This is a genomic window from Kitasatospora sp. NBC_00240 (assembly GCF_026342405.1).
In the GTDB taxonomy this organism is placed as follows: Bacteria; Actinomycetota; Actinomycetes; order Streptomycetales; family Streptomycetaceae; genus Kitasatospora.
The window spans coordinates 3874354-3901184 of sequence record NZ_JAPEMU010000001.1 but is presented as its reverse complement, the minus strand read 5'-3'; the positions used below and the strand labels follow the sequence as shown (position 1 = coordinate 3901184).

The 26831-nt window shown below is 71.6% G+C and carries 23 protein-coding genes; 5 read left to right on the top strand and 18 right to left on the bottom strand.

The genetic code is table 11. The features are described from left to right. Window positions 1-228 precede the first annotated feature (228 nt). Window positions 229-1200, bottom strand: coding sequence for a diacylglycerol kinase family protein (locus OG689_RS16425; protein WP_266321184.1), 972 nt, complete (start codon window positions 1198-1200; stop codon window positions 229-231). A gap of 50 nt (window positions 1201-1250) precedes the next feature. On the opposite strand from OG689_RS16425, the gene OG689_RS16420 reads away from it, so the two are divergent. Then, window positions 1251-1676 carry a hypothetical protein gene (locus OG689_RS16420; protein ID WP_266321182.1) on the top strand — a complete coding sequence of 142 codons (426 nt, stop codon included), beginning with the start codon at window positions 1251-1253 and terminating at the stop codon, window positions 1674-1676. Window positions 1677-1763: 87 nt separating this feature from the next. On the opposite strand, the gene OG689_RS16415 is transcribed toward OG689_RS16420, so the two are convergent. The 5 genes from OG689_RS16415 to sodN all read right to left on the bottom strand — a co-directional run bounded on the left by OG689_RS16415 (window position 1764) and on the right by sodN (window position 6093). After that, entirely contained in the window at window positions 1764-2891 is a 1128-nt protein-coding gene (locus OG689_RS16415) for an RNA polymerase sigma factor SigF (protein WP_266321180.1), read from the bottom strand. Between the two features lie 174 nt (window positions 2892-3065). Next, complete coding sequence (locus tag OG689_RS16410) at window positions 3066-3479, bottom strand: anti-sigma regulatory factor (protein ID WP_266321178.1); 414 nt, start codon at window positions 3477-3479, stop codon at window positions 3066-3068. A gap of 313 nt (window positions 3480-3792) precedes the next feature. Then, on the bottom strand, window positions 3793-4269 hold the full coding sequence (locus OG689_RS16405) for a GNAT family N-acetyltransferase (RefSeq protein WP_266321176.1): 477 nt from the start codon (window positions 4267-4269) through the stop codon (window positions 3793-3795). 66 nt (window positions 4270-4335) lie between these two features. Next, on the bottom strand, window positions 4336-4710 hold the full coding sequence (locus OG689_RS16400; RefSeq protein WP_266321174.1) for a nuclear transport factor 2 family protein: 375 nt from the start codon (window positions 4708-4710) through the stop codon (window positions 4336-4338). Window positions 4711-5697: 987 nt separating this feature from the next. Further along, on the bottom strand, window positions 5698-6093 hold the full coding sequence (gene sodN, locus OG689_RS16395) for a superoxide dismutase, Ni (RefSeq protein ID WP_266321172.1): 396 nt from the start codon (window positions 6091-6093) through the stop codon (window positions 5698-5700). Window positions 6094-6277: 184 nt separating this feature from the next. Between sodN and sodX the strand changes: the two genes are divergently transcribed. Then, complete coding sequence (gene sodX, locus OG689_RS16390; protein WP_266327187.1) at window positions 6278-6718, top strand: nickel-type superoxide dismutase maturation protease; 441 nt, start codon at window positions 6278-6280, stop codon at window positions 6716-6718. Between the two features lie 50 nt (window positions 6719-6768). On the opposite strand, the gene OG689_RS16385 is transcribed toward sodX, so the two are convergent. From OG689_RS16385 to OG689_RS16365, 5 genes are all read right to left on the bottom strand, one after another. Further along, window positions 6769-7356 carry a CGNR zinc finger domain-containing protein gene (locus OG689_RS16385; RefSeq protein ID WP_266321159.1) on the bottom strand — a complete coding sequence of 196 codons (588 nt, stop codon included), beginning with the start codon at window positions 7354-7356 and terminating at the stop codon, window positions 6769-6771. 134 nt (window positions 7357-7490) lie between these two features. Further along, window positions 7491-8291 (bottom strand): amino acid ABC transporter ATP-binding protein, encoded by an 801-nt coding sequence (locus OG689_RS16380; RefSeq protein ID WP_323189299.1) that lies wholly within the window; start codon window positions 8289-8291, stop codon window positions 7491-7493. Then, window positions 8288-9277, bottom strand: coding sequence for an amino acid ABC transporter permease (locus OG689_RS16375; RefSeq protein ID WP_266321157.1), 990 nt, complete (start codon window positions 9275-9277; stop codon window positions 8288-8290). The genes OG689_RS16380 and OG689_RS16375 overlap by 4 nt, the downstream gene beginning before the upstream one ends. A gap of 46 nt (window positions 9278-9323) precedes the next feature. Continuing rightward, window positions 9324-10262 carry an ABC transporter substrate-binding protein gene (locus OG689_RS16370; RefSeq protein ID WP_266321155.1) on the bottom strand — a complete coding sequence of 313 codons (939 nt, stop codon included), beginning with the start codon at window positions 10260-10262 and terminating at the stop codon, window positions 9324-9326. 453 nt (window positions 10263-10715) lie between these two features. Further along, window positions 10716-11648, bottom strand: a complete 933-nt coding sequence (locus OG689_RS16365) for an ABC transporter substrate-binding protein (protein WP_266321154.1) — start codon at window positions 11646-11648, stop codon at window positions 10716-10718. 578 nt (window positions 11649-12226) lie between these two features. On the opposite strand from OG689_RS16365, the gene OG689_RS16360 reads away from it, so the two are divergent. Beyond that, entirely contained in the window at window positions 12227-13423 is a 1197-nt protein-coding gene (locus tag OG689_RS16360) for an NADP-dependent malic enzyme (RefSeq protein WP_323189298.1), read from the top strand. A 119-nt stretch (window positions 13424-13542) separates the two neighbouring features. Continuing rightward, window positions 13543-14505: a zinc-binding dehydrogenase gene (locus OG689_RS16355; RefSeq protein ID WP_266321152.1), complete on the top strand. Its 963-nt coding sequence runs from the start codon at window positions 13543-13545 to the stop codon at window positions 14503-14505. Window positions 14506-14648: 143 nt separating this feature from the next. Here the strand turns inward: OG689_RS16355 and OG689_RS16350 are convergent, their stop codons facing one another. The 7 genes from OG689_RS16350 to OG689_RS16320 all read right to left on the bottom strand — a co-directional run bounded on the left by OG689_RS16350 (window position 14649) and on the right by OG689_RS16320 (window position 25385). Next, window positions 14649-15707, bottom strand: coding sequence for a PadR family transcriptional regulator (locus OG689_RS16350; RefSeq protein ID WP_266321150.1), 1059 nt, complete (start codon window positions 15705-15707; stop codon window positions 14649-14651). Between the two features lies 1 nt (window position 15708). After that, a complete protein-coding gene (locus OG689_RS16345) occupies window positions 15709-16605 on the bottom strand; it encodes a DUF4097 family beta strand repeat-containing protein (protein WP_266321148.1) in 897 nt (298 codons plus the stop codon). Window positions 16606-16898: 293 nt separating this feature from the next. Next, a complete protein-coding gene (locus OG689_RS16340) occupies window positions 16899-17078 on the bottom strand; it encodes a DUF6104 family protein (RefSeq protein ID WP_073926358.1) in 180 nt (59 codons plus the stop codon). A 78-nt stretch (window positions 17079-17156) separates the two neighbouring features. Next, window positions 17157-19112 carry a serine/threonine-protein kinase gene (locus OG689_RS16335; RefSeq protein WP_266321145.1) on the bottom strand — a complete coding sequence of 652 codons (1956 nt, stop codon included), beginning with the start codon at window positions 19110-19112 and terminating at the stop codon, window positions 17157-17159. 223 nt (window positions 19113-19335) lie between these two features. Further along, on the bottom strand, window positions 19336-23091 hold the full coding sequence (locus OG689_RS16330; RefSeq protein WP_266321143.1) for a multifunctional oxoglutarate decarboxylase/oxoglutarate dehydrogenase thiamine pyrophosphate-binding subunit/dihydrolipoyllysine-residue succinyltransferase subunit: 3756 nt from the start codon (window positions 23089-23091) through the stop codon (window positions 19336-19338). A gap of 339 nt (window positions 23092-23430) precedes the next feature. Next, window positions 23431-24561 carry a HAMP domain-containing sensor histidine kinase gene (locus tag OG689_RS16325; RefSeq protein ID WP_266321141.1) on the bottom strand — a complete coding sequence of 377 codons (1131 nt, stop codon included), beginning with the start codon at window positions 24559-24561 and terminating at the stop codon, window positions 23431-23433. Window positions 24562-24650: 89 nt separating this feature from the next. Next, window positions 24651-25385, bottom strand: a complete 735-nt coding sequence (locus tag OG689_RS16320; protein ID WP_190209456.1) for a response regulator transcription factor — start codon at window positions 25383-25385, stop codon at window positions 24651-24653. 504 nt (window positions 25386-25889) lie between these two features. Between OG689_RS16320 and OG689_RS16315 the strand changes: the two genes are divergently transcribed. Beyond that, on the top strand, window positions 25890-26732 hold the full coding sequence (locus OG689_RS16315; protein ID WP_266321140.1) for a rhomboid-like protein: 843 nt from the start codon (window positions 25890-25892) through the stop codon (window positions 26730-26732). The last annotated feature ends 99 nt before the right edge of the window (window positions 26733-26831 follow it).

Below are 26831 nucleotides of genomic sequence, written 5' to 3'. Positions count from 1 at the left end.
TTCGGGTGATTCAGGGGAAGCGCCCCGGCCGCGTCCGTCAGGCTCTGACGTTGTTGCCGTTGCGATGCGTCCCGATCGCCATGTAGAGGTTCGCAAACCTCGGGCCCGGATACAACCCCCTTCGGACAGGAATTTTTGATTCTTCGGTGTCGCCTAGCTCACAGCCCGTACTTCTATGGAGTGAAGGGGGCTTGTGCGTTCGAGAAGAAGGGCGAAACCCTCTTCTGGTCACACAATCACACGCAGTGCCCGCCGAACGCCTGTGAAACTGACGCGACTCCTGTCTCCAAGGTGGTCCCCGTCGACCTGAAACGGGGCCGGTTCCTGTGAAACCAAGGTGAAGTGCCGGACGTCGTGATAGGAGACGGCGTGCTTGCCCAGCGGCCCCGCCGCCTGCGCGTCGTCCTTCGAAGGCGTGTGTGACCGCAGGATCTGACGGACCGTTCGAGCGGTACCGAACGCCGTCATCCGGGTGATGCCGAAAACGTCCAAGTCCGTGTCGAAGGAAGCGAGCGGGGAGGGATACACCGGACGGTTCCCGAGAAAGGTCCACGGCGAGGTGTTGCTGACTATCGTCAGCACCAGGCCCGGGGTCGGTGCCCGGCCCGGAATCTCAAGGGTCACCTGGCCCGCCCGGCGATGTTCACGCTCGGTGACGTAGTGCCGTAGTGCCTGCCCGACGTAGAGCGCGTGGGTCGACTTGCGCCCCGCCCTGCGCTGCTCCTCCACCCGGCCCACCACGCCGGCGTCGAAGCCCAGCCCCGCGGTGAAGGTGAACCAGCGGTCCGGCAGGCCCTCGGTCATCGCCTTGCCCAGTCCGACCGGGCGCTCCCGGCGCTGGTCCAGGGCGTCCAGCAGCACACCGGTGGCCTCCACCGGGTGGTTGGGCAGCCCCAGGGCGCGGGCGAACACGTTGGTGCTGCCGCCGGGTACCACCGCGAGCCGCGGCACCCGCTCGCCCGGGCCGTGCGCCAGGAGGCCGTTCACCACCTCGTTGACCGTGCCGTCGCCGCCCAGGGCCACCACGAGGTCCACCGCGCCGTCGTCGGCCGCCTGCCGGGCCAGGTCGCGGGCATGCCCCCGGTACTGGGTGTGGGCGACCTCCAGCTTGAGGTCGCTGCGCAGCGCATGGGTGAGGACATCCCTGGTGCGGGCACTGGTGGTGGTCGCCTTCGGATTCACGACCAGGAGAGCGCGCATGGGCCCAGCCTACGGGTCGGTACGCGGAGGGCGGCGGCTACCCTGCTTGAGTGACCGCAGAAACCGCCGGCCGGACGCCCGCCACCGCCACCCGCCCCACCTCGCTGCTCGTCGGCGCGGCGATCGCCGCCCTGCAGGGTGCGGCCCTGGCCGTCTGGGGCGGCTACGACATGATCGCCGCGCTGGTGGGCGACCCGATCGACCGCGGGCTGAGCGTCTTCGGCGGCTTCGTGATCCTGCTGCTCGGCGTGATGCCGCTGCTGGCCGCCCGGGGTCTGCTGAAGCTCCGCAGCTGGGGCCGCAGCCCCGCGGTGCTGACCAGCTCGATCTGCCTGCCGGTGGCGTACTACATGTGGCAGACCGGCGGCGTGATGTCGGTCCTGGCGGTGGTGGTGGCGCTGCTCGGCATCGTCGGCATCGGCTCGCTGCTGAACCCGACCGTGACCGCCGTGCTGTACCCGCCGCGGGAGAGCTGAGCGGCCCGGCAAGGGCCGGCAGCAGGGCAGGAGACGCCGAACGCCGGCACACCCGAGGGTGTGCCGGCGTTCGGCGTCCGCGGGGCGCTACTCCTCCACGAGGAGCTTCTCCCGCAGCTGTGCCAAGGTCCGGGCGAGCAGCCGGGACACGTGCATCTGGGAGATGCCGACCTCGGTGGCGATCTGCGACTGGGTCATGTTCCGGAAGAACCTCAGGACGAGGATCTTCTGTTCGCGGGGCGGGAGTTGGGCGAGCAGCGGCTTGAGCGACTCCCGGTACTCGACGCCCTCCAGCGCCTCGTCGGTCGTCCCCAGGGTGTCCGCCACGGCCGGCGACTCGTCGTCGCTGTCCGGGACGTCCAGCGAGAGCGTGCTGTACGCGTTGGCGGACTCCAGGCCCTCCAGCACGTCCTCCTCGGAGATCCCGAGGTGCTCCGCCAGCTCGTGCACCGTGGGGGAGCGCCCGTGCCGCTGCGAGAGCTCGCTGGTCGCCGTGGTCAGCGACAGCCGCAGCTCCTGGAGCCGGCGCGGGACCCGGACGGCCCAGCCCTTGTCGCGGAAGTGCCGCTTGATCTCGCCCACGATGGTCGGCGTCGCGTAGGTGGAGAACTCCACGCCGCGCTCGTGGTCGAAGCGGTCCACCGACTTGATCAGGCCGATGGTGGCGACCTGGGTGAGGTCGTCCAGCGGCTCGCCGCGGTTGCGGAAGCGCCGGGCCAGGTGCTCCACCAGCGGGATGTGCATCCGGACCAGCTGGTTGCGCAGCTCCACCCGCTCGGCGGAGCCCTCGGGCAGTGCGGACAGCCGTACGAACAGCGCCCGGGCGGCCTCCCGGTCCGGGGCGCCGGACCGGTGCGGGGTCGGCTGCGCCGGCACGGCGGCACGCACCGCGGTGCCGGTCGCCTCGGCCGGGTCGGCGTCGGTGACGTCCGTGGTGTCCTCGGCCGGCAGCGCGGCCGCCGTTTCGGCCGACGGCTCGGCCGCGGGCTCGGTCGACGGCGGCGGCGTCGACGGATCGGACGTCGGCTCGGTCGGCTGGCTCATCCGGTGGGCGTCCTTCGGGTGCGCGTCGTCGTGGGTGGCGAGGCCGGGAACGCTCGCCTGGGGCGGTAGGGCCCGTCCGGCCGTCGCGAGGGCGCCGGCCTCCGCGCCGGCAGCCGTTTCGGCGGAGCCGGCCGTTCGCCGGTCGGTACCCGTACGGTCCAGATCACTCACGGCCATTCCCCCGTTCCGTTCCGGGAGCGCCGGAGCCGCGGTCGCGGCCCCGGAGTCATCTCGTTGGTCGTACCGCGCTGGGCGGTACCGGGAGCCGTACGCGCGGCCCGGGTGCGGCGCCGGGCGTACGGCCCTTGCTCGGTGGTGCGTGCGCCGCGCTCCCGCGCGGCGCCGCTACGGCTGGGCCGGGGATCCACCGCGCTTCTTGTGCAGGCTGATCGACACCGTCTTGTCGTCGCCGACCGAGGAGTCCACCTCGCCGGCCAGCGCGGAGAGCACCGTCCAGGCGAAGGTGTCCCGCTCGGGGGCCCGGCCGTCGGTGGTCGGTGCCGAGACCGTGACCCTGAGCGAGTCGCCGACCAGCCGGAACTCGCAGGACAGGACCGAACCCGGCACCGCCTGCTGGAGCAGGATGGCGCAGGCCTCGTCCACCGCGATCCGGAGATCCTCGATCTCGTCCAGGGTGAAGTCCAGCCGGGCCGCGAGGCCCGCCGTTGCTGTTCGCAGCACCGAGAGGTAGGCCCCCGCCGCGGGCAGCCGGACTTCCACGAAGTCCTTCACTCCGGGCTCGCCGTCGATCTGGGACACCCTCACCTCCTGGGTGACGCGCTGTGCTTCCGGCCCCGAGGCCGCGGCACTGTCTGTTGCTTGGCTCAACTGCTTCGCCCCAACTGTCCAGAGGGGTGGTGCGGTACGTACCGGTTCATACCCCGGTAGGGGTGGCCGGACGCCGCGCATCCGCCCGAGACGTTACCGCGATCAGTGGGCGGATGTCGCGATCCTTGACCGTCGTCACGGGAACGAGCGACTCCGGAACCAAGGGTCACTCATGGTAAGCCCTCGCGACGCAGGGTGGCAGGGGTTGACGCCACCCGGTTTCGGGCGGACCGGCGGCGGCCGGTCAGCGGCGGCCGGCCGCCGCCAGGGCCTCGTCGGTCAGCCGGTAGACGGTCCAGCCGTCCATCGGCACCGCTCCGAGCGACTTGTAGAAGTTGATCGACGGCTCGTTCCAGTCGAGCACCGACCACTCCACCCGCGAGTAGCCGCGCTCCACCGCGATCCGGGCCAGCTCCAGCAGCAGGGCCTTGCCGTGCCCGCCGCCCCGGGCCGCCGGGCTGACGTACAGGTCCTCCAGGTAGATGCCGTGGGTGCCGCGCCAGGTGGAGAAGTTGAGGAACCACAGGGCGAAGCCGACCGGCTCACCGGTGCTGTCGTCCTCGGCGATCAGGCCGAACAGTGCCGGGTTCGCGCCGAACAGCGCCTCACGCAGCTGCTCCTCGGTCGCCTGCGCCTCGGGCAGGGCCTTCTCGTAGTCCGCGAGCTCGCGGATCATGGCGTGGATGACCGGGACATCGGTTATGGCGGCGGTACGGATCATGTTGTCGAGGGTACTCAAAGCGCCGGCCGGGCGGGATGTGCCGATCCGGCGGGGCCTGCGGGCGGCTCACTCCTGCTCGTCCCAGGCCTGGATGGACGTCTGGTCGACGATCCGGCCGTCCCGGAGGTCGGCGACCGAGGTGCAGAGCACCCTGACCCCGTCCGGGTACAGGCAGGACTCCATGAAGGCCAGGTGGTCGCCCTGGACCACGACCTGCTCCAGTTTGTGGGTCATCTCCCGGCCGTAGACGTCGGCCAGCATGGCGCTGATCTCCGACCGGCCGTGCATGACCAGGGGGTGGCTCGGCTGGGTCTTGTGGTCGACCATCCGAAGCTCGGCGTCGTCCGCGTACAGCGCGAGCAACGTGTCCGCGTCCCGGTGCTCGATGCCCTCGCGAAGCGCTGTGGTGTCGAAGGCGGTCGGTGCCGCCGTGGTGCCCATGGTGTCGCTCCTCCGGTTGATTCCAGTGGTACCAACGAGCCTACGCCCGGGACTTCGACCGGGCCTCACCGTGCGCGGACAGGCGTCCGCCGGAGCGACGGCGGCCGGGGCGGGGCCCGGCGGCGGCGTGCGCCCGCCACCTGGCGACGATCTTCCTCGGTGCTGTGGAACCGGCGCGCGGCGCACCTCGCCACCGTCGCGGCGGGACCCGCCCGGTCGTCGCGGCAGGACCTGCCCGGTCGTCGCGGCGAGCCCCGGGTGCCGGGTACGACGCCTTGGGCCCGGAGCGCCCGTGCCGGCGGCCCAAGAGCCCCGCCGGTACGGGAGAGGGCCCGTGCACGGGCGGGCCAGATCATCCGGGCCCCCGTCGGCCCCTCCCGGGGCATCGTCCGGGCTCCGACCGCCGGCACGGCGAGTGGTCCGGCCCTCCGGTACGACAAGGTGGCCCGGGCCACGAAGGGGATCACAAGCCGATCTTGGAGTAGAGGTGGAACCTCCAGCCCGGGCCGGTGCCTGCGCGCACCCGGGCAGGAGTCGAAGGCCAACGTTTCCACCGGGGTGACCAGCTGATCGAACGTCACATTCGTCCCGCGCCGGTCCAGCGGGACCAGTAGGGATCTTCGGCCGGTGGCTGCGGATCGACGGGGCTGCCCGTGGGAACACCGTCCGGTCGGCTGCAGGAAGAGCGGTGGACATCCGGACCGAGGTACGCCTGAAGGGTCGTCCGGCCGTCGGGGCCGATCTCCAGGACGAGTTCACTGCCGTCCTCGGTGGTGGCCCGTACCGACGTGGGGGTGGCGGCCCGGACGCCGGCTGTCCGGTGGCCGAGCTGTTTCCAGCGGCTCCCGACCTGGTTGGCCTGCGAAGCCCGTCGAACAGGCGCCTCGGCCGGTGCGCCTGAGTACACGTACTCAAGTTCCGGGCACCACGGAGCCCCCCGCTCGTCGGGCGAGCGGGGGGCTCCGTGGCGCGGGGTCCGATCAGGCGTCAGGCCTGCTTGGTCTCCCAGAAGATCTTGTCGACCTCGGCGATGAGGTCCAGCAGGGCCTGGCCGGTGGCCGGGTCCGTCGACGCCTTGGTGGCCGAGGCGGCCTTCAGGGTGTCGTTGATGAGCTGGTGCAGCTGCGGGTACTTCTCGAAGTGCGGGGCCTTGAAGTAGTCGCTCCAGAGCACCGAGATGTGGTGCTTGACGGCCTCGGCGCGCTGCTCCTTGATGATGATGGCGCGAGCGCGGAAGTGCGCGTCCTCGTTGGCCAGGTACTTCTCCTGGGTGGCCTTCACGGACTCGGCCTCGATCCGGGCCTGGGCCGGGTCGTAAACGCCGCAGGGCAGGTCGCAGTGGGCCTGGGCGGTGGCGCGAGGTGCAAACAGACGAGAGAACATGGGAGTCCTTCCTTAGATCGTCTTCCCGCGGCTGAGATTACCCCGCCGGAGGGCGGCTTTCGCGGTGGCCCCGGGGGCCTAGGGCCAAAGGCGGAGCCTGAACCGGTCGATTTCGGACACGGGCGGGCGAGGCCCGGTGCGGGACACTGGACGCGGTGAACCCGAGGAGGTAGGCGTGGGGCCGATGGAGGAGCCGGCGGGTGGTGTGCCGGGTGGCGGTCTGCTGCCGTTCGGCGTGGTCGACGTGGCAGGGCCGTCGATGGTGCCGACGCTGTACGACGGGGACCTGGTGGTGGTCCGGTACGGGGCACGGATCAGGCCGGGGGCGGTGGTGCTCTTCCGGCACCCGCTGCAGCAGGACCTGCGCCTGGTGAAGCGCGCCGACGGACGGCGGCTGGGCGGCTGGTGGCTGCTCTCGGACAACCGTCCGGTGGACAGTGACAGCCGTCAGTTCGGTGCGGTGCCGGACGAGTTGGTGCTCGGCCGGGTGCTGCTGCGGGTGCGTCCCGGGCCGGCCTGGCTGGCGCCGGCGCGGTGGCTGGAGCGGGCGCTGCTGGCCGGGCCGCTGGCCCGGGTGCCGGGGCTGGCCCGGCGGTTCGGGGTCTGGCTGAGCCCGGAGCTGTAGCCGCCGTGGCCGATGGCCCGCGGTGGCGGGCGTGGGCCGGCGCGGCCCGCTCAGGCCTGGGCGGCCGTCGCCTCCAGGGCCTCCTGGCGCTTGCGGGCCCGGTACGCGGCGACGTTGGCGCGGGTGGCGCAGCGGTCGGAGCAGTAGCGGCGCGAGCGGTTGGTGGAGGTGTCCAGGTAGGAGTTGCGGCAGGGTGCGGCCTGGCAGATGCCGAGCCGGTCGGCGCCGAGCTCGGTCAGGTGGATGGCCAGGCCCATGCAGGCCACCGCGGTGTAGTTGGCGGCTGCGGTGGGCGCGTTGTCGGCGAGGTGCAGGTGCCAGCGCGGGCGGCCGTTCTCGTCCAGGTAGTCGTGCCCGGAGACCAGCGGGCTGACCGGGTACTCGATCATCAGGCTGTTCAGCAGGTCGACGCCGCGTACCTCGTCGCCCTCGGCGGCGGCCTCGAAGACCCCGCGCAGCCTGGTCCGGGCGGCCCGCAGCCGGGGCAGGTCGGACTCGTCGGCGAGCGAGGCGGCCCGGGACGGGCTGCCGAACAGGCTCCGTACGGCGTCCACCGACGTCAGCTGGTCGGTGCCGCGCCAGGGCTGCTCGCTGTTGACGAGCCGGACGGCGAAGTCGGCGTACGAGGCGAGCTCCACGGTGGTCCTTCCAGGGCCGGTAACGGGTGAGCTGGCTCCAGCCTATTACTTTCGGGGGCAACGCGACGGCGCCCGGCAGGATGGACCTGCCGGGCGCCGGACGCCCTGGGCCGGGGCGGTGCCCCGGTGGAGGGTCAGAGCACCTTGGAGAGGAACGCCCTGGTCCGCTCGTGCTGCGGGTTGGTGAGCACCTCGCGCGGGTTGCCGGACTCGACGACCACGCCGCCGTCCATGAAGACCAGCGCGTCGCCGACCTCGCGGGCGAAGCCCATCTCGTGGGTGACGACGATCATCGTCATGCCCTCCTCGGCCAGGCCGCGCATGACGTCCAGGACGTCGCCGACCAGCTCGGGGTCGAGCGCGGAGGTGGGCTCGTCGAAGAGCATCAGCTTCGGCTTCATCGCCAGCGCACGGGCGATCGCCACCCGCTGCTGCTGGCCGCCGGAGAGCTGGGACGGGTAGTTCTTGGCCTTGTCGGCCAGTCCGACCCGCTCCAGCAGGGCCATCGCCCGCTCCCGGGCATCGCCCCTGCTCTCGCCCTTGACCTGGACCGGCGCCTCGATGACGTTCTCGATCGCGGTCATGTGCGGGAACAGGTTGAAGCGCTGGAAGACCATGCCGATGTCCCGGCGCTTCATGGCGACCTCGCGGTCCTTGAGCTCGTAGAGCTTGTCGCCCTTCTGGCGGTAGCCCACCAGCTCGCCGTCCACCCAGAGGCGTCCGCCGTTGACCTTCTCCAGGTGGTTGATGCACCGCAGGAAGGTCGACTTGCCCGAGCCGGACGGCCCGACCAGGCAGAACACCTCGCCCTGCTTGACCTCCAGGTCGATGCCCTTGAGCACCTCGACCAGGCCGTACGACTTGTGGACGGCCTCGGCCTTCACCATCGGGCCGGCGGGCACGGTCTCGGCGGGGGTCTTCGTCAGATCGGTCATGCCGCACCTCCGCCTTCGCCGCCGCCGCCGTGGACGCCCGCGTTCGCAGGCTTCGCGGCCGGTGCCGACTTCATACCCCGGAACAGTCCGCTCATCCGCTGCAGCGGTGTCGGCGGCAGCGAGCGGTTGGAACCGCGGGCGTAGTGCCGCTCGATGTAGTACTGGCCCACGGTGAGGATCGAGGTGAGGAACAGGTACCAGAGGCTGACCACGATCAGCAGCGGGATGCTCTGGAAGTTGCGCGAGTAGATGTTCTGTCCGGCCCGGAAGAGTTCTTCCAGGGCGATGACGCTGACCAGGGAGGTGGTCTTCAGCATCGAGATGGTCTCGTTGCCGGTCGGCGGGATGATCACTCGCATGGCCTGCGGCAGGATGATCCGGCGCATCGCGTCGAACCGGTTCATGCCCAGGGCCTGGGACGCTTCCAGCTGCCCCTCGTCCACCGACTGGATGCCGCCGCGGACGATCTCCGCCATGTAGGCGGCCTCGTTCAGGCCGAGGCCCAGCAGGGCGGCGACGAAGGTCGGGATCAGGACGTTGGTCTGCTCCGACCAGAACGCCGGGCCGAACGGGATGCCGATCGACAGCTCGGCCCAGAGCACGCCGAGGAAGTTCCAGAACACCAGCTGGACGAGCACCGGTGTCCCGCGGAACACCCAGATGTAGACCCAGGCCGTGCCGGAGAGCAGCGGGTTCGGCGAGAGCCGCATCACCGCGAGCAGGATGCCGCCGACCACGCCCATCACCATGGCGAGCGCGGTCAGCTCCAGCGTGACCACCAGGCCGTGCAGGATGCGGTCGTCGAAGAGGTAGTGCCCGACGAGATCCCACTTGAAGGCGGGGACGGTCACGATGGCGTGGATCAGCATGGCCGTGAGCAGCAGGATGACTGCGGCTCCGACCCAGCGTCCGGGGTGGCGGACCGGGACGGCCTTGATGACATCAGGCCGTCCCGGGGCAGCCGGCCCCTTGTGGAGAGAGTTCACTTTGTGGCCTCAGAACGGGGTCGCTGTGGAACGAGGACGGCGAGGGTCAGCTGGTGGCACCGTTGAGCTGAGCCTTGTCGATCGCGCCGGCGTCGACACCCCACTTCTGCAGGATCTCCTTGTACGTGCCGTCGTCCATCAGCGCCTGGACGGCCTTCTGGACGGCCGGGGTGAGCGCCGAGCCCTTGGCGAGCGCGATGCCGTACGGCGCGGAGTCGGTGGTGGCACCGAGCTTCTCCAGCTGGCCGCCGGTCTGCTTGAGGGCGTAGTCGATGACCGGGGAGTCCGCCATCATGACCTGGTCGCGGCCGGAGACGACGGCGTTGGTGACGTCCGTCTGCAGGTCGAACTTGTCGCCGTCGTTCGGGACGGTCGGCTTGCCGGCCTTCACGCACGCCGGGTTGATGACGTCGACGATCGCGTCCGCCTGGGTGGTGCCGGTCTGGACGGCGATCTTCTTGCCGCAGAGGTCGTCGGCGGAGATCTTGTCCGGGTTGCCCTTCTTGACCGCGGAGGCGGTGCCCGCGGTGAAGTAGGTGACCATGTCGACGGTCTGCTCGCGCTCCTTGGTGTCCGTGAAGGAGCTCATGCCGAGCTGGTACTTGTTCGCGCCGATGCCCGGGATGATCGCGGTGAAGCCGGCGTTCTGGACCTCGGCCTTGAGGCCGAGCTTCGCGGCGATGGCGTTGGCCAGGTCGACGTCCATGCCGACGATGGTGCCCTTGTCGTCCTGGAACTCGTTCGGGGCGTAGGAGGCGTCGGAGCCGACGACCAGCTTGCCGCCCGACTTGATGTCGGCCGGGACGAGTGCCGCCAGGGCGGGGTCGGCCGTGACGGCCTTGACCGTGGCGCCCGCGCTCGCACCGGTGGAGCCGGAGCCCGAGGTGGAGTCGCTGCTGCTGCCGCAGGCGGTCAGGGCGAGCGTGGCGGAGGCGAGGACGGCGCAGGCCGCGAGAAGGCGGGTGCGCGGGGTACGAGCGGTCATGAGGGGGGTCTCCTCCTGATGGAGAGGTCGGGCGGAGTGCGCCGTCGGGGGTACGGCACACCGGGGGCCGGCTGTCCGTACTGCGCTGTACGGGCTGCGCTCGTCGTACGGGCCGAGCCGGTGGTGCGAGAGGTCTGCAGGTGGTGCCGGGTACTGATCCGCCACCCTCCGCCGAGGTGGACGTCGACCGAACCGCCTCGACCAGTGGCCGGCTCGATCCGAGTTGATGGGAATCCTGTCATCAGATGACGGCCAGGATGCCCTCATCCAGATCAAAATCGGATAACGAGGGGTCCTGGTGTCCGCTATTCGGACGAATACCGCGTCCCTGTCACCCTGTGTATAAGTATGCAGATCTGTTCGCGCCCGGCCTGGCGACCCGCCCGTGCCCGCTGCACTGCCCCCCACGCGGCCGGATCGCCGGCGTCCCTCCTCACCCCGGGTGACCCAGGGTCACAGCCCCCCGTTGACCGCCGCCGCCTGCGCGGCACCCGCGGTGACGTTCCACTTCGCGAGGATCTTGTCGTACTCGCCGCTGCGGATCAGCTGGTCCAGCCCCTTCGCCACCGCGTCGCGCAGCGCCGTGTCGCTCTTGTTCACCGCGATCCCGTACGGGCTGGACTGCGACTGCGCGCCCGTCACCTCGAACCGGTTCCCGTCGTCGGTGGTCTTGGCCGCGTACGCCGCCACCGGGAAGTCGTTGAAACCGGCCACCGCCGTGCCGGCCGCCACCTCGGCGAGGGCCTGGCTGTCGCTGTCGAAGCGGTGCACCTGCAGCGGCTTGCCCTGCCGGCCGCAGGCGGCGACCTGGCGGCCGATGATCTCGTCCTGGGTGGTGCCACGCTGCACCGCGACCGTGCGGCCGCAGAGGTCGTCCAGCGTCCGGATCCCCTTCGGGTTGCCCTTCTGCACGATGATCGAGGTGCCGGCGATGAAGTAGTCCACGAAGTCGACGCCCGGCTGTCCGGTCGGCTTGCCGTCCTCGCCGAGCGCGTCACGGCGCTGCGGCGTGTCGCTGATCGCGGACATCGCCACGTCGAACTGCTTGCCGTTGAGGCCCGGTATCAGCTTGTCGAACGGCGTGTCGACGATCTCGATCCGCAGGTCGAGGACCTTTCCGAGCGCGTTGGCCAGATCCGGGTCCAGACCGTCCGGCTTGCCGTCCGCGCCGCGGAACTCCACCGGCGCGTAGTTCAGGTCCGAGCCGATCCGCAGCACCCCGGCGGTGCGCTGGGCCTTGGGGACGGAGGCCTTCACCTCGTCGGCGGCGCTCTTCGGGGCGTCCGAGCTGCCGCAGCCGGTGAGCAGCAGGGCCGAGGCGGTGGTCAGGGCGGCGGCGGCCGGCAGGGCCCGGCGGCCGGGGAGCAGGCAGGAGAGGTGGTGCAAGGTGGTGCTCCTCTGTGGGGCGAGGTGGTGCGACCGGCATCCGCGAGGGAGCGGAAGTGACCAGAAAGGGGGAGTCTCCCATCCCGCCCTGATGTGGCGGGCGGCGGGTGTGTCAGAATCTGGTATCGGGTGACCCCCGATCCCGAACACAGGCCGCCGGGTCGCGACAGACCCGGGGTGCGAAGGAACGGAAGCCGAGTACGGCGGCTCCGTATCCCGAACACCAGCTCCCCTCCGTGTCTGCGTTCACTCCTGCGGGTGTGCGTGTTCCTTCCTCCTTGCCGCCGCCGGGCCCGGGTACTTCCGAAACCCGGCCTGTCAAGTGACCGGCAATGGGATGAAGAGCACGTGACGAGGACGAAAAGGCATAGGTGCGATGCCTTCGTCCGACCTACGCTCGGCCCGGAAGCACAGCGCAGACAACTAGACCCAAAACCCTCACCCCGAGGGCGCCGCCCGACGGCAGCGCCCCGACCCCGCTCCGGGTCCGCTTCGGCGTACCCGGTTTCCAGTTTCCCTGGACGGTGTCGTCCGCCCGTCGGACCGCGCTCTCGCTGATCAATGACGAAGAGGTCATCGTGGCAGCGGAGATCATCCACCCCAACACCCAGGACACCGTCGACCCCGTCGACGCCGTTTTCGCGCTCCACCGCGGCGGCAAGATGGAGGTCAGGGCAACGGTGCCGGTGCGCGACGCGGACGATCTGTCCCTCGCCTACACCCCGGGTGTCGCCCGGGTCTGCACGGCCATCGCGGAGCAGCCCGAGCTGGTCAACGACTACACCTGGAAGTCCAACGTGGTCGCGGTCGTCACCGACGGCACCGCGGTGCTCGGGCTCGGCGACATCGGCCCCGAGGCCTCGCTCCCCGTGATGGAGGGCAAGGCCATCCTGTTCAAGCAGTTCGGCGGCGTCGACGCCGTGCCGATCGCGCTGGCCTGCACCGACGTGGACGAGATCGTCGAGACCGTGGTCCGGATGGCGCCCTCCTTCGGCGGCGTCAACCTGGAGGACATCTCCGCCCCCCGCTGCTTCGAGATCGAGCGCCGGCTCCAGGACGCCCTGGACATCCCGATCTTCCACGACGACCAGCACGGCACCGCGATCGTCTCCACCGCCGCCCTGTGGAACGCCGCCAAGGTGACCGGCCGCGAGATCGGCGACCTGCGGGCCGTCATCTCCGGCGCCGGCGCGGCCGGCATCGCCATCGCCAAGATGCTGGTGGCCGCCGGCATCGGCGACGTCTCCGTCTGCGACCGCCGCGGCGTCGTCCACGAGGGCCGGGGCGACCTGACCGACGTCAAGGCCGAGATCGCCGCCGTCACCAACAGGGCCGGTCTCAAGGGCTCGCTCGCCGACGCGCTGAACGGCGCCGACGTCTTCATCGGCGTCTCCGGCGGCACCGTGCCTGAGGAGGCCGTCGCCACCATGGCGAAGGGCTGCTTCATCTTCGCGATGGCCAACCCCACCCCGGAGATCCACCCGGAGGTCGCGCACAAGTACGCCGCCGTGGTCGCCACCGGCCGCAGCGACTTCCCGAACCAGATCAACAACGTGCTGGCCTTCCCCGGCATCTTCGCCGGCGCGCTCCAGGTGCGGGCCACCCGGATCACCGAGGGCATGAAGCTGGCCGCCGCCCAGGCGCTGGCCGGCGTCGTCGCCGACGAGCTGACGGCGCAGAAGGTCATCCCGTCGCCGTTCGACGAGCGGGTCGCCCCGGCCGTCACCAAGGCGGTGGCCGAGGCCGCCCGGCGCGAGGGCGTCGCCCGCCGCTAGGCCGCTCCGGCCGACGGCCGGCAGCGCCGGTAGCAGCTTTCGAGGGCCCGGGACACGCGGTGGAGGTCACACCGTCGCGTGGTTCCGGGCCTCGGCCGTCCGGCGCTATCGTCCGTGGCATGTTCGCTGCCTACGCCGCACGTATCGATGCCGACGACCCGCTGAGCGGACTGGAGGTCGGCGAACTCCCCGAGCCGCAGGCCCGGCCCGGCTGGAGCGTGGTGACGGTCCGTGCCGCCACCCTCAACCACCACGACCTGTGGTCGCTGCGCGGGGTCGGACTGCCCGCCGAGCGGCTGCCGATGATCCTCGGCTGCGACGCCGCCGGTGTCGACGAGGACGGCAACGAGGTGGTCATCCACTCCGTGATCGGCCAGAGCGGCCACGGGGTCGGGCCGGCCGAACCGCGCTCCATCCTGACCGAGCGCTACCAGGGGACCTTCGCGCAGAAGGTGGCCGTACCCACCTGGAACCTGCTGCCCAAGCCCGCCGAGCTCTCCTTCGCCGAGGCGGCCTGCCTGCCCACCGCCTGGCTGACGGCGTACCGGATGCTCTTCACCAACGCGGGCGTGCGCCCCGGCGACACCGTGCTGGTGCAGGGTGCCGGCGGCGGTGTCTCGACCGCCCTGGTGGTGCTCGGCAAGGCCGCCGGCCTGCGGGTCTGGGTCACCGGCCGGGACGAGGCCAAGCGCGCCCGGGCGGTCGAGCTGGGCGCCGACGCGGCGTTCGAGAGCGGCGCCCGGCTGCCCGAGCGGGTGGACGCGGTGATGGAGACGGTCGGCGCCGCCACCTGGTCGCACTCCGTCAAGTCGCTGCGCCCGGGCGGGACGATCGTCATCTCGGGGGCCACCTCGGGGGCCAACCCCAAGGCCACCGAGCTCAACCGGATCTTCTTCCTGGAGCTCAAGGTGGTCGGCTCCACCATGGGGACCAAGGAGGAGCTGGCCGGGCTGCTGGCGCTCTGCGCCAACTCCGGTGTCCGGCCGGTGATCGACTCGGTGCTGCCGCTGGCCGATGCCCGGGACGGCTTCGCCCGGCTCGCCAAGGGCGACGTCTTCGGCAAGATCGTTCTGACGCCGTGAGGTGCTGAGGCGTTGAGCGGCTGAGGCGCTGACGCTGTGAGGCGTTGAGGCGCCGACGCCGTGGGGCCGTGACGACGTGACGCGGCGGAAGCCGGCCGGGCCCGGCACCCCGAGGGGAGTGCCGGGCCCGGTGCCGCGGACGGTCAGCCCAGCAGCCGGCGCAGCCGATCGGCGGCCGCCGCCAGCGCGCCGCGCGAGCCCTCCAGCTGGGCCGCCGTCACCCCGCTGTCCCGGGCGGCGTCCCTGACCTGGTCGCGGAACCGGTCGAGCAGCCGCTCCAGCTCGCGCGCCGGATCGCCGGCGGGGTCGGTCACCGTCCAGCCGGGGAGGTCGACCGGAGTCGTCGCGGTGTCGCCGTCGGCGTCCTCCTTGTCGAGATCGATCCGGGTCACCCGGATCCCCTCGGCCGCCGCCGGACCGCCCGCCGGGGCGTCGTTCGTCGGGTGGCCCCACTTGGCGGCGTCCGCCAGGCCGGCCAGACCCTTCGTCAGCTCCGCCAGGCCCTCGGCCAGGCCGGTCGGCCAGTCCCCGCGGGCGGCGTGCTCGCGGACCTGCTGCTCGACCCGGCGCTTGATCCGCAGCGCCTCCTGCTGGGCCGCGGTGCGGGCGGCCCGGGACTGCTCGCGCAGCCGGCGGGCCTCCTCCTCGGCGGCCTTCGCCTTGGCCTTGGCCGCCTTCTCCTGCTCCTTGGCGCGCTTGGCCTGGTCCTTGGCCTGCGCCTTGAACTGCGCGAACTCCTCCTTGGCCCGCTGCCAGCTCTCCTTGTCGCCCCACGGCCCGGCCCAAGGGTCCCCGCCGGTCGGCGGCTCGGCCCGGGGGGCCTGCTTGGCCGCGCCCCACAGCTCCTCGCGCAGGTCCTTGGCGCTGTCCCGGACGTCCTCGCGGATCGCGCCGGCCAGCTGGGCCACCGAGTCCCGGATCTCGACCTCCAGCTCGGCGATCTCGCCCTGGCGGGACGCCAGCTCGGCCTGGCCGGCCTCGGTCAGCCGGTAGACCTTGCGGCCGCCCTCGGTGCTGTGGGTGACCAGGCCCTCCTGCTCCAGCTTGGCGAGCCGGGGGTACACCGTGCCGGCGGAGGGCGCGTACAGGCCCTCGAAGCGCTCCTCCAGCAGGCGGATCACCTCGTAGCCGTGCCGGGGAGCCTCGTCCAGCAGCTTGAGCAGGTAGAGGCGCAGGCGGCCGTGGCCGAAGACGGGGGTCATGTCAGGCCTCCTTGGTGAGGTCGGGGCCCGCCGGCAGCTCCTTGACGACGACCGGGCCCTCGTCCTCGGTGTCGGGGCGGTGCAGCACCGTGACGGCGCCGGAGACGGTGGTCACCTGCAGGCTGCCCTTGCCGTCGCCGAGCTGGCCGGAGAGCTTCTTGGCCCCCCAGGTGCCGTTGACCTTGAGCTGCTCGAAGGTGCTGGACACGTCGCCGCTGTTGGTGCCGGCCTCGACCTTCGCGTCGGCGAGCGAGGGCAGCCGTACGCCGACCGCGCCGCTGACCGTGTTGACCTTGATGTCGGACGGGGTCTCCACGTCCAGGTCGAGGGTGACGGCGCCGCTGACGGAGTTGGCGGAGAGCCGGTCGGCGGTGCCGGCCACCACGGTGATCCCGCCGGAGACGGTCTTCACCTTGAGCTCGCCGGAGACGGACTGGGCATCGACGTCCCCCGAGACGGAGTTGGCCTCGGTGCGGCCGGAGAGGCCGACCAGGGTGGTGGCGCCGCTGGCGCCGTGCACGGCGACGTGGCCGGACACGCCGGAGACGGTGCTGTCCGCGGAGACGGTGCCGATCTTCACCTCGGAGCCGGCCGGGACGGCCAGCGAGACCACGGCCCGGCGCTTCTTGCGCAGCGAGCTGAAGAGCTCCTTGACGGACTGGACGGACTTCACGGCCTCGCCGAGCTCGCCCCAGTTGAGGTTCTTGTAGGTCACCGTGAGCACCCCGTTCTCCAGGGTGACGTGCAGCGGCTCGCCCTCCAGCTCGGTGACCTCCAGCCGGGCGGGGCCCTCGGCGGCGACGACGTTCACGGCCCCGTCGATGATCCGCACGTGCAGGGTGCCGACCGGCTCGTCGATGGTGATCCTGTCAGGTTCGCTGACCGTCCACTGGCTCATGGTGTGCCGCCTCCCGTTACGATTCGCGATGTATCGCGTTCCCTTGTTGAACACGATATATCGCGTGCGGGGGAAGTCAAGCACGCCTCGGGGAAGCCAGGGTGGGGTCAGGGACGGCGTCAGGGAGACGTCCGGGACGGGCCCGGGAACCGATCGGGGAGGCCCCGGGAAGGACCCGACCCGCGCGCTGTCCGAGTGTCCGGCGGCATGCGAAGGGCCCGGGAGGCGATCGCCTCCCGGGCCCTTCGTCCCGGTCGTGGCCGGGACGGTGGCACCTGCGCGTGCTGTGGCGCCTACTCGTCGTCCTCGTCGTCGAGCCGGGCCAGCCAGGTGGCCAGCCGCTCGACCGGGATCTCGAAGTCGGGGTTGAGGTCGACGAACTCGCGCAGGCGCTCGGCCAGCCACTCGAAGGTGACCTCCTCGTCGCCACGCCGGCTCGCCAGCTCCTCGATGCCACGGTCGGTGAAGTACACGGTGCGCTCCGGTCCGGTGGGATTTTCGACCAGGTCAGGATAGACCGGGCCGGCCTGCCGCCGGCCCGGTCCCACCGGTCAGCCGTCGTTGCGGAAGTAGGTGATCGAGAGCTTGGTCGCGCCGGTGTGGTTGCCCTGGGTCAGCACCTTGGCGACCACGATGCTGCCGCTGGCGCGGTGGCGCATGCAGAAGATCCGGCCGGGCGGCAGCGCGTCGTAGCGCAGCGCGCCGGTCGGCTGCCGGTCGATGGCCGCCGAGCACTGCTCCGGGCTCAGCTGCGCGTCCAGCGAGACGAAGGCGTCGGCGCCGTTCCACTGGAACTCGCTGGAGCCGGTCTGCAGCTCCCAGGACGGGTTGGCGGAGGAGTTCACCACCTTGCCCTCGGCCAGGTCGTAGCCGTAGCTGTAGTCGGGGGTGCCCAGCTCGCGGTCCTGGTAGACCGCGGTGTAGACGGCCGCCCCGCGGGGTGTGCTCGCGGTGGCGGACGGCGACTTGGACGAGGCGGCCGAGGCGCTCTTCGACGGCGAGGGGCTGTCGCCGGCCACCGGGGCCAGCGAGACGGACTGGGTGGGGGCGGCCTGGGGGCTGCTCGGGTCGGCGGCCGGCGAGTTGGTGGCACCGCCCGCGACGGCGCCCTTGGCCTTGTTGTCGTCGAGCTTCTTCACAAGCACCACGCCGCCGGCGGTTCCGCCGACGGCCATCACCAGGGCGACGGTGAGCAGGACCTTCCACGAGACGCCCTTGCGACGGGGCTCCGGCGCGGCCGGCGTGCCGTCCGTGACGACCGGGCCGGGCGGCGGGGTGTCGAACGAGGGCTGCTGGTGCAGCTGCATGGTGGGCGGCGAGGACAGCACCGGCCCGGTCGGCGCCTCGTTGGCCGGCTGCGGGACGCCGTACGAGCCGAGCGGCGGCGGCACGAAGCCCGCCTGCGGGGGCTGCGGCTGCTGGTGGGGGTGCGGCTGGGGCGCCATGGCCGGGGGCGGCCCGAAGCCCGGCGCGGTCGCCGGCGGCGGCGGGGGGAAGGACGGCGCGGTGGCCGGCGGTCCGAGGACGGGGGCGGTGGCCGGGGGCACCGGCAGCGGGGTCGGCGGGGTCTTCGGCAGGTCCGAGCGGCGGGTGATCTCGGTGTTGATCTGCTTGGGCAGCCAGTCGTCGGCGAAGCGCAGCTGGCCGCCGACCGTCGGGTGGTTGCGGGCGATCTCGATGATCTCGGCCGGCCTGGGGCGGTCCTCGGGGTTCTTGGCCAGGCAGCGCAGCAGCAGCTCGCGCAGGTCGGCGGGGACACCGTCCAGCTCCGGCGGCTCGTGCACCACCCGGTACAGCACCGCCGTCTCCGGGCCCTCGCCGAACGGTGGGATGCCGCCCGCGACGTACGCGGCCAGCGCGCCGAGCGCGAAGACGTCGGTGGCGGGGGTGACCGCCCGGCCCTGGGCCTGCTCGGGCGCCATGAAGGCGGGGGAGCCGATCCGGAACCCGGTGCCGGTCAGCGCGGTGGCGTCGGCGGCCCGGGCGATGCCGAAGTCGATCACCCGCGGACCGTCGCCGGCCACCAGCACGTTGGCGGGCTTGAGGTCGCGGTGCACCACCTCGACGCTGTGGATCGCCTGCAGCGCCTCCGCGATGCCGCCCATCAGCAGCAGGACGGTCCGCACCGGCAGCGCGCCGTGCTCGCGGATCACCTGCTGCAGCGACGGGCCCGGCACGTACGCGGTGACCAGCCACGGGGCGTCGGCGTCCACCCCGGAGTCGATCACCTGGGCGGTGTACAGCCCGTGGATGCGCTGGGCGTTGGTGACCTCCTGCGCGAAGCGGCGCCGGAACTCCACGTCCTCGGCGAACTCCGGGCGGACCACCTTCAGCGCGACCGGCCGGCCGCCCGGTGTGTAGGACAGGTAGACCCGGCCCATCCCGCCCGCCCCCAGCCGCGCGAACAGGCGGTAGCCGCCGACCTCGCGCGGGTCCTCGGGCAGCAGCGGCTGGAAGATCGGTGGGAGCGGCGGGACGACGGAGTCCCGGGGAGTGTCGGCGGTCATACGGGTGTCCCCCTGGTACGAGCGTTGAGCTTTCGGCCGCCTCCTGGCGTGTGACGGGCACGCGGGCGGCGGTGTGACCGCCATAACCTATCGACCCGTCAGGCCGCACCCCAAGCCGTCGGCCATTTGGTTGCACAGCTGCGACTTTGACGAGATGTCGGGGAACGCCGAAGGCCCGGCGCCCGCACGGGAGTGCGAGTGCCGGGCCTTCGGCCGACGGACGTCAGAGGGTGAAGATCTCCTCCAGCAGCGCCTGCTGCTCGGCGCCGTGCCGCTTGGCCGAGCCGACCGCCGGGGCGGACGAGGCGGTGCGCGCCACGCGGCGCAGGCGGGCGCCGCCCGCGCTGCGGCCGACGACGACCTGCAGGTGGTCGACCAGGTTCATCGCGATGAACGGCCAGGCACCCTGGTTGGCCGGCTCCTCCTGCGCCCAGATGAACTGGACGTCCTCGCCGTACCGGCCCAGCTCCTCCTGGAGCTCGGCCACCGGCAGCGGGTAGAGCCGCTCGACCCGGACGATCGCGGTGTCGGTGACCCCGCGCTCGGTGCGGGCCGCCGCCACGTCGTAGTAGAACTTGCCCGCCGTGATGACCACCTTGCGGACGTTGGCCGGGTCGACGGTGGTGTCACCGATGACCGGGCGGAACGAGCCGGAGGTGAACTCCTCGGTGGCACTCGCCGCGGCCTTCAGACGCAGCATCGACTTCGGGGTGAAGACGATCAGCGGCTTGTGGTGCGGGTTGTGCGCCTGCCAGCGCAGCAGGTGGAAGTAGTTCGACGGCAGGGTCGGCATCGCGACCGTCATGTTGTTCTGCGCGCACAGCGCGAGGAAGCGCTCCGGGCGGGCGGACGAGTGGTCCGGGCCCTGGCCCTCGTAGCCGTGCGGCAGCAGCAGGGTGACGCCGGAGTGCTGGCCCCACTTCTGCTCGGCGGAGGCGATGTACTCGTCCACGATGGTCTGCGCGCCGTTGACGAAGTCACCGAACTGCGCCTCCCACATGACCAGCGCGTTCGGCCTGGTCAGCGAGTAGCCGTACTCGAAGCCCATCGCCGCGTACTCCGACAGCAGGCTGTCGTAGACGGTGTAGCGGGCCTGGTCCTCGGTCAGGTACAGCAGCGGGGTGTAGTCCTCGCCGGTGACCCGGTCGATCAGCACCGCGTGGCGCTGACCGAAGGTGCCGCGGCGGCTGTCCTGGCCGGCCAGTCGGACGGGGTGGCCCTCCATCAGCAGCGAGCCGATGGCGAGGGTCTCGCCCATGGCCCAGTCGATGGTGTTGTCCTCGACCGAGGCCGCGCGCCGCTGCAGCTGGGGCAGCAGGCGCGGGTGGACGGTCAGCCAGTCCGGCAGGTTGACCTGCGAGGCGGCGATCCGCTTGACCATCTCCTGGGAGATGCCGGTCTGGATGTTGACCGGGAAGTCGGCCTGCGGCTTGCCGCCGGCCGCCGAGACCGGCGTCTGCGCGGCGTCGCGGACCTCGGAGAAGACCTTCTCCAGCTGGCCCTGGAAGTCCTGGAGCGCCTGCTCCGCCTCTTCCATGGTGATGTCGCCCCGGCCGATCAGGCCCTCGGTGTAGAGCTTGCGCACCGAGCGCTTGGCGTCGATCAGGTCGTACATCAGCGGCTGGGTGAACGACGGGTTGTCGGCCTCGTTGTGACCGCGGCGGCGGTAGCAGATGAGGTCGATCACGACGTCCTTGTGGAACTCCTGACGGAACTCGAAGGCGAGGCGCGCGACGCGGACCACGGCCTCCGGGTCGTCACCGTTCACATGGAAGATCGGGGCCTCGATCATCCGGGCCACGTCGGTGCAGTACATCGAGGAGCGCGAGGACGCCGGGGCGGCGGTGAAGCCGACCTGGTTGTTCACCACGACGTGCACGGTGCCGCCGGTGCGGTAGCCGCGCAGCTGCGACATGTTCAGCGTCTCCGCGACCACGCCCTGGCCCGCGAAGGCCGCGTCGCCGTGGATCTGGATCGGCAGCACCGGGAAGGACGTGCCGGCCAGGTCGAGGACGTCCTGCTTGGCGCGGGCGATGCCCTCGACGACCGGGTCGACCGTCTCCAGGTGGGAGGGGTTCGCGGCCAGCGAGACCTTGATGGTCTCCCCGTCCAGGCCGGTGAAGGTGCCCTCGGAGCCCAGGTGGTACTTGACGTCGCCGGAGCCGTGCATCGACTTCGGGTCGAGGTTGCCCTCGAACTCGCCGAAGATCTTGCCGTACGGCTTGCCGACGATGTTGGCCAGCACGTTGAGGCGGCCGCGGTGGGCCATGCCGATCACGGCCTCGTCGAGGCGGTGCTCGGCGGCGGCGTCGATGGTGGCGTCCAGCAGCGGGATGAGCGACTCGCCGCCCTCCAGCGAGAAGCGCTTCTGGCCGACGTACTTCGTCTGCAGGAAGGTCTCGAAGGCCTCGGCCGAGTTCAGCCGGCGCAGGATGCGCAGCTGCTCCTCGCGCTCCGGCTTGGTGTACGGCTTCTCCAGGCGCTGCTGCAGCCACTTGCGCTGCTTCGGGTCCTGGATGTGCATGTACTCGATGCCGACGGTGCGGCAGTACGAGGCGCGCAGCAGGCCGAGGATGTCGCGGAGCTTCATCATCTTCTGGCCGCCGAAGCCGCCGACGGCGAACTCGCGCTCCAGGTCCCACAGGGTCAGCCCGTGCTCCACGACATCCAGGTCGGGGTGCTTGCGCTGCTTGTACTCCAGCGGGTCGGTGTCGGCCATCAGGTGACCGCGGACCCGGTAGGAGTGGATCAGCTCCATGACGCGCGCGGTCTTGTTGACCTCGTCGTCGTGGGTGGCGGCGACGTCGGTCGCCCAGCGGACCGGCTCGTACGGGATCCGCAGCGACTCGAAGATCTCGTCGTAGAAGCCGTGCTCACCCAGCAGGAGCTGGTGGATGGTGCGCAGGAACTCGCCGGACGCCGCGCCCTGGATGACCCGGTGGTCGTAGGTCGAGGTGAGCGTCATGATCTTGGAGATGCCCAGCTTGGCCAGGGTGTCCGGGGACGAGCCCTGGAACTCGGCCGGGTACTCCATCGCGCCGACGCCGACGATGGTGCCCTGGTTCTGCATCAGGCGCGGCACGGAGTGCACGGTGCCGATGCCGCCCGGGTTGGTCAGCGAGACCGTGACACCGGTGAAGTCGTCCATCGTGAGCTTGTTGGCGCGAGCCCGGCGGACGATGTCCTCGTAGGCCTGCCAGAAGCCGAAGAAGTCGAGGGTCTCGGCCTTCTTGATGGCCGCGACCACGAGCTGGCGGTCGCCGTTGGGCTTCACCAGGTCGATCGCCAGGCCCAGGTTCACGTGGTCGGGCTTCACCAGGAACGGCTTGCCGTCCTTGACCTGGTAGCTGTGGTTCATGCCCGGGCTGGCCTTGACGGCCTGCACCAGGGCGTAACCGATCAGGTGCGTGAAGGAGACCTTGCCGCCGCGGGCGCGCTGCAGGTGGTTGTTGATGACAATGCGGTTGTCGATCAGCAGCTTGGCGGGCACGGCGCGCACGGAGGTCGCGGTCGGCACCTCCAGCGAGGCGTCCATGTTCGTGGCGACGGCCTTCGCCGGGCCGCGCAGCGGGACCAGCTCGGGGCCCGTGGTGGCGGCCGGGGCCGCGGCCGGGGCGGCGGCCTTGGGGGCCGGCGGAGCGGCCGGTGCTGCGGCCAGCGGCGCGGGAGCCTGCTGCACGGGCGCCGGAGCGGCCGGGGCAGCGGGCGCGGGCGCCGCCGGAACGGCAGCAGGGGCAGGGGCGGCAACGGGGGTCGGCGTGGGGCCGACCTGGGTCGCGGCCTGGGTCACTGGAGTCACCTCGGTACCGGGCTTGTAGTCGGCGAAAAAGTCCCACCAGGCTCGGTCGACCGAGTTGGGATCCTGGAGGTACTGCTGGTAGATCTCGTCGACGAGCCACTCATTGGGGCCGAAGCCCGAGGGCTCCGTCGTAGTGCGTGGGGCCGAGCTGTTGGGGGTTTCAGGGGACTGTGGCGACACGGCGGCAACCGCCCTCTTCCGCTTCCTTTTGGGATGGTTGGACAGCGGGGATTAAGGCTACGCCCCTGACCAGTGATCGCGTAGTCCCAACAGCCCAGGCGTCACCCAGATCACAGTCATGACCTGCAATTTGGCCGAAAAAGTGCGTTAGAAGTTCCATGGTCAGGGGAAGCGATCGGTTCCGATCAGTGGTCTTACCCCAGTAAAACCGGACAAACCCAGGTCGTACGGCTGTCCGCATGGCGGACAGCCGTACGAGCCCGGAGGCTCGGTCCCGATTGTGTGACAGTTGTCCCGCTCGCTCCCGTGCGGGAGCCGGCCGGCCCGGTCGGGCGCGCGCTAGCGCTGCCCGGGCAGGCGGACCTCGATCCGGCAGCCGCGGGCGGCCTCCGCCACCTCGATCTGTCCGCCGTGCAGGTCCACGGCCCAGCGCGCGATCGCCAGGCCCAGCCCGGTGCCGCCGTCGCTGCCCGGCCCCTGCGCGGTGGCGGCGCCGCTGCGGCTGAACCGCTCGAAGACCCGGCCGCGGTCCTGCAGCGGGATGCCGGGCCCTTCGTCCTCGACCTCCAGGAGCAGGCCGCCCGGGTCCGTCGACGGCCGGGCCCGGACCGTCACGGTGCCGCCGGGCGGGGAGTGCTTGCAGGCGTTGTCGACCAGGTTGGCGACCACCTGGTGGAGCCGCTCAGGGTCGGCCACGCCGGTCAGCCCGGACGGCTGCACCTCCAGCGCCAGCCGGACGTCGCCGCGGCGGGAGAACGCCCCGCCGGCCGTCGCACCGTCCACGGTGACCCCGCGCAGCACGCCGTCCAGGAAGGTCCGCACCTCGAACGGGCGGGCGTCCAGCGGCACCACGCCGCCGTCCAGCTTGGAAAGGTCCAGCAGGTGGGTGACCAGTCGGCCGAGGCGTTCGGTCTGCTCCAGGGCCGCACCCAGGGTGGCCGGGTTGGGCTGCACCACGCCGTCGACCACGTTCTCCAGGACGGCGCGCAGCGCGGCGATCGGCGTGCGCAGCTCGTGCGAGACGTTGGCGACCAGCTCGCGGCGGTGGCGGTCGGAGGCCTCCAGGTCGGCGGCCATCTGGTTGAAGGTCGCGGCCAGCTCGCCGATCTCGTCGCGGGAGGACACCTCGACCCGGCGGCTGTAGTCGCCGCCGGCCATCTCGCGGGCGGCGAGTGTCATGTCGCGCAGCGGGGCGGTCAGCCCGTGCGCGAGGAACTGCATGAAGAGCAGGGAGGCGATCATCGAGAAGATCATGATGATCCGGATCTGGGTCTCGGACCGGATCGCGACCACGACCATGCCGCTGGCCAGGAAGACCGAGACGATCACGAGCAGCGCGAGCTTGCCCTTGATCGAGCGCACCGGGTCCAGCGGGCGGATGTCGGCCCAGACGCGGCGCGCCGCCCGGGCGGCCAGTGTCGGCGGCCGGGTGGTGTCGGTGTCCCCGTTGCGTTGCTGTGGAAAGGTCATGAGTCCCCTGACTGATCCCCGCGAGCCCCCCGTGTCCGTGCACGGCGTGGGCCCCCCGGAGGCCCAGCCGCTGGTTGTTCGTCCGGCCGTCAGGCGGCCGGTGCCTCCAGCGCGTACCCCACGCCGTGGACGGTGCGGATCCAGCTCGCGCCGATCTTGCGGCGCAGGGCCTTCACGTGGCTGTCGACGGTGCGGGTCCCGGAGGCGTCCGTCCAGTCCCAGACCTCGGCGAGCAGCTGTTCGCGGGTGAGCACCGCGCGCGGCTGGGCCGCCAGGCAGGCGAGCAGGTCGAACTCGGTCGGCGTCAGGTGGACGTCGCCCGAGGCCAGCCGGACCCGGCGCTGGACGTGGTCGATCTCCAGCTCGCCGAAGCGCAGGCTGCCGAGCGTCGGTGTCCTGGCCGCCTGCTGGGCGCGCTCCACGCGGCGCAGCAGCACGTTGACCCGGGCCGCCAGCTCGCGCATCGAGAACGGCTTGGTCATGTAGTCGTCCGCGCCGACCCCGAGGCCGACCAGCAGGTCGGTCTCGTCGTCGCGGGCGGTCAGCATCAGCACCGGGACCGGGCGCTGTGCCTGGATCCGGCGGCACACCTCCAGGCCGTCGAAGCCGGGCAGCATGATGTCGAGCACGACGAGGTCCGGCTGCCAGGTGTGGAAGCCGTCGACGGCGCCCGGGCCGTCGTGGGCCACGGCGACCTTGAAGCCCTCCGCGCCCAGCCGGGCCGCGATCGACTCGGCGATCGTCGGCTCGTCCTCAACCACCAGCACTCTGCGCTGGCTGCTCACCGCGTTGCTGGTGTTGTTGTCCTGCTGAATTTCTGTCACGGTCACGCCACCGCCCCCAGGGCTGCGGGCCGGCCGTCGGTAGGACGGCGGGCTCCGCTCGTAGTCTTGTTCCGTCGTGGACTGTGCCGGGTCCGCCGTCCCCGCAGGTACGGACAGGTTCGCAGGTGTGGACCGCTCACCCTTTCCGCACACCGCAGAGTACGGACAGCGGGCGGTTCCCGGCAGATGGACCAGGCACTTTTTGGTCCGCGGGCCTACCCGCGGACCTGGTTCCGACCCGGTCCGGAGTTGGCACGGGCCGATACCTTACCCGCCCAGAATTTCCCCCGTAACGGTGCGTATGCACCCAAGGTGATGACAGACTCCCTCCGAGGCACCGCTACTCGTGCGTAAACAGAGGGTTGGTCCGGACCATCTCGGGCAGCTGTCGCACGGTGCGCGTTCGATCTTCACATCCTGTTCCCAGCGAACACTCAGATCCTCGACGTAACGTGAGCACGACAAGTGTGGCAGGGATGCCGGCCGGCCCGGAAGGGAGGTGCGTTGGCAGGCGCACGACGGGAGCCCCTCGCTCTCGGACCGCCCTACGGCGGACTGCGGCTCGGGCTGCGCGCGGGCCTGGCGGCCTGGGTGCTCCGGCGGATCCCCACGCCCCGGCGCACCCCCTTCACGCTGGCCTTTCTCGCCGCCCTGGCCACCACCACGGTCTTTTCCCGGCTGGCCGATCCGGAGCTGGTCCGCCACCTCCAGGAGCTGTCAAGCACGGACGGCCACAACCTGCTGCGCCACCCGCTGCGGGCGCTGCTGCTCAGCGGGCTCTGGGTGGCCGGCCCGGTCTGGATGCCGTACCTGTGGGCCTTCGCCTTCACCGTGGCCCCGCTGGAGCGCCGGGTCGGCCCGGCCCGGGCGGCCGGGGTGTTCGCCGCCGGGCACGTACTGGCGACCCTGCTGTCGCAGGGCGTGGTGGCGACCGCCGTCCGCACCGGGCGACTGGGCCCCGACGCGCTGGACACCCTCGACATCGGCGTCAGTTACGGGGTGCTGGCCAGCCTGGGGGCGGTCGCGGCCCTGCTCCCGCGGCCCGGGCGACTGCTGGTGCTGGTCGGGGCGGGGCTGCTGGTCGCCGACCAGGTCGCCACCGATCAGGACCTCGTCACCGGGGTGGGCCACCCCGCCGCGCTGCTTCTGGGCGTGCTCCTCGGGTACCGCCTGCGGCGCCGGACCCGCCCGCCCCGTCGGGCCCGCGGCTCGCGCCCGGCCGGGGAGCGGCCGCGCGCGGACACCGCCCGCGGACGGGCCGTGCTCGACCGGGCGTGGACCGACGTCGCCGCGCGCCGCTCGGCTCCGGCTCCCACCGTTCCGGTCGGTCCTTCCGCCCCGCCCTGACCGTCCCCGTGCCCGGCCCCGACGGTCGCGGGGCCGTTTGACAGGCCCTCCGACCGGGGCGCTTTCCCCTTTCGCTGCTGGCGAACAAAAGGCGGGGAA

What these genes read in the sequence shown, in the direction of transcription:
- OG689_RS16325 (WP_266321141.1), bottom strand. Translation starts at nt 24,561, where the DNA reads ATGACCTTTCCACAGCAACGCAACGGGGACACCGACACCACCCGGCCG.
- OG689_RS16345 (WP_266321148.1), bottom strand. Translation starts at nt 16,605, where the DNA reads ATGAGCCAGTGGACGGTCAGCGAACCTGACAGGATCACCATCGACGAG.
- sodX (WP_266327187.1), top strand. Translation starts at nt 6,278, where the DNA reads ATGGAGGAGCCGGCGGGTGGTGTGCCGGGTGGCGGTCTGCTGCCGTTC.
- OG689_RS16355 (WP_266321152.1), top strand. Translation starts at nt 13,543, where the DNA reads ATGTTCGCTGCCTACGCCGCACGTATCGATGCCGACGACCCGCTGAGC.
- OG689_RS16370 (WP_266321155.1), bottom strand. Translation starts at nt 10,262, where the DNA reads ATGACCGCTCGTACCCCGCGCACCCGCCTTCTCGCGGCCTGCGCCGTC.
- OG689_RS16380 (WP_323189299.1), bottom strand. Translation starts at nt 8,291, where the DNA reads ATGACCGATCTGACGAAGACCCCCGCCGAGACCGTGCCCGCCGGCCCG.
- OG689_RS16425 (WP_266321184.1), bottom strand. Translation starts at nt 1,200, where the DNA reads ATGCGCGCTCTCCTGGTCGTGAATCCGAAGGCGACCACCACCAGTGCC.
- OG689_RS16335 (WP_266321145.1), bottom strand. Translation starts at nt 19,112, where the DNA reads ATGACCGCCGACACTCCCCGGGACTCCGTCGTCCCGCCGCTCCCACCG.
- sodN (WP_266321172.1), bottom strand. Translation starts at nt 6,093, where the DNA reads ATGTTCTCTCGTCTGTTTGCACCTCGCGCCACCGCCCAGGCCCACTGC.
- OG689_RS16400 (WP_266321174.1), bottom strand. Translation starts at nt 4,710, where the DNA reads ATGGGCACCACGGCGGCACCGACCGCCTTCGACACCACAGCGCTTCGC.
- OG689_RS16405 (WP_266321176.1), bottom strand. Translation starts at nt 4,269, where the DNA reads ATGATCCGTACCGCCGCCATAACCGATGTCCCGGTCATCCACGCCATG.
- OG689_RS16350 (WP_266321150.1), bottom strand. Translation starts at nt 15,707, where the DNA reads ATGACCCCCGTCTTCGGCCACGGCCGCCTGCGCCTCTACCTGCTCAAG.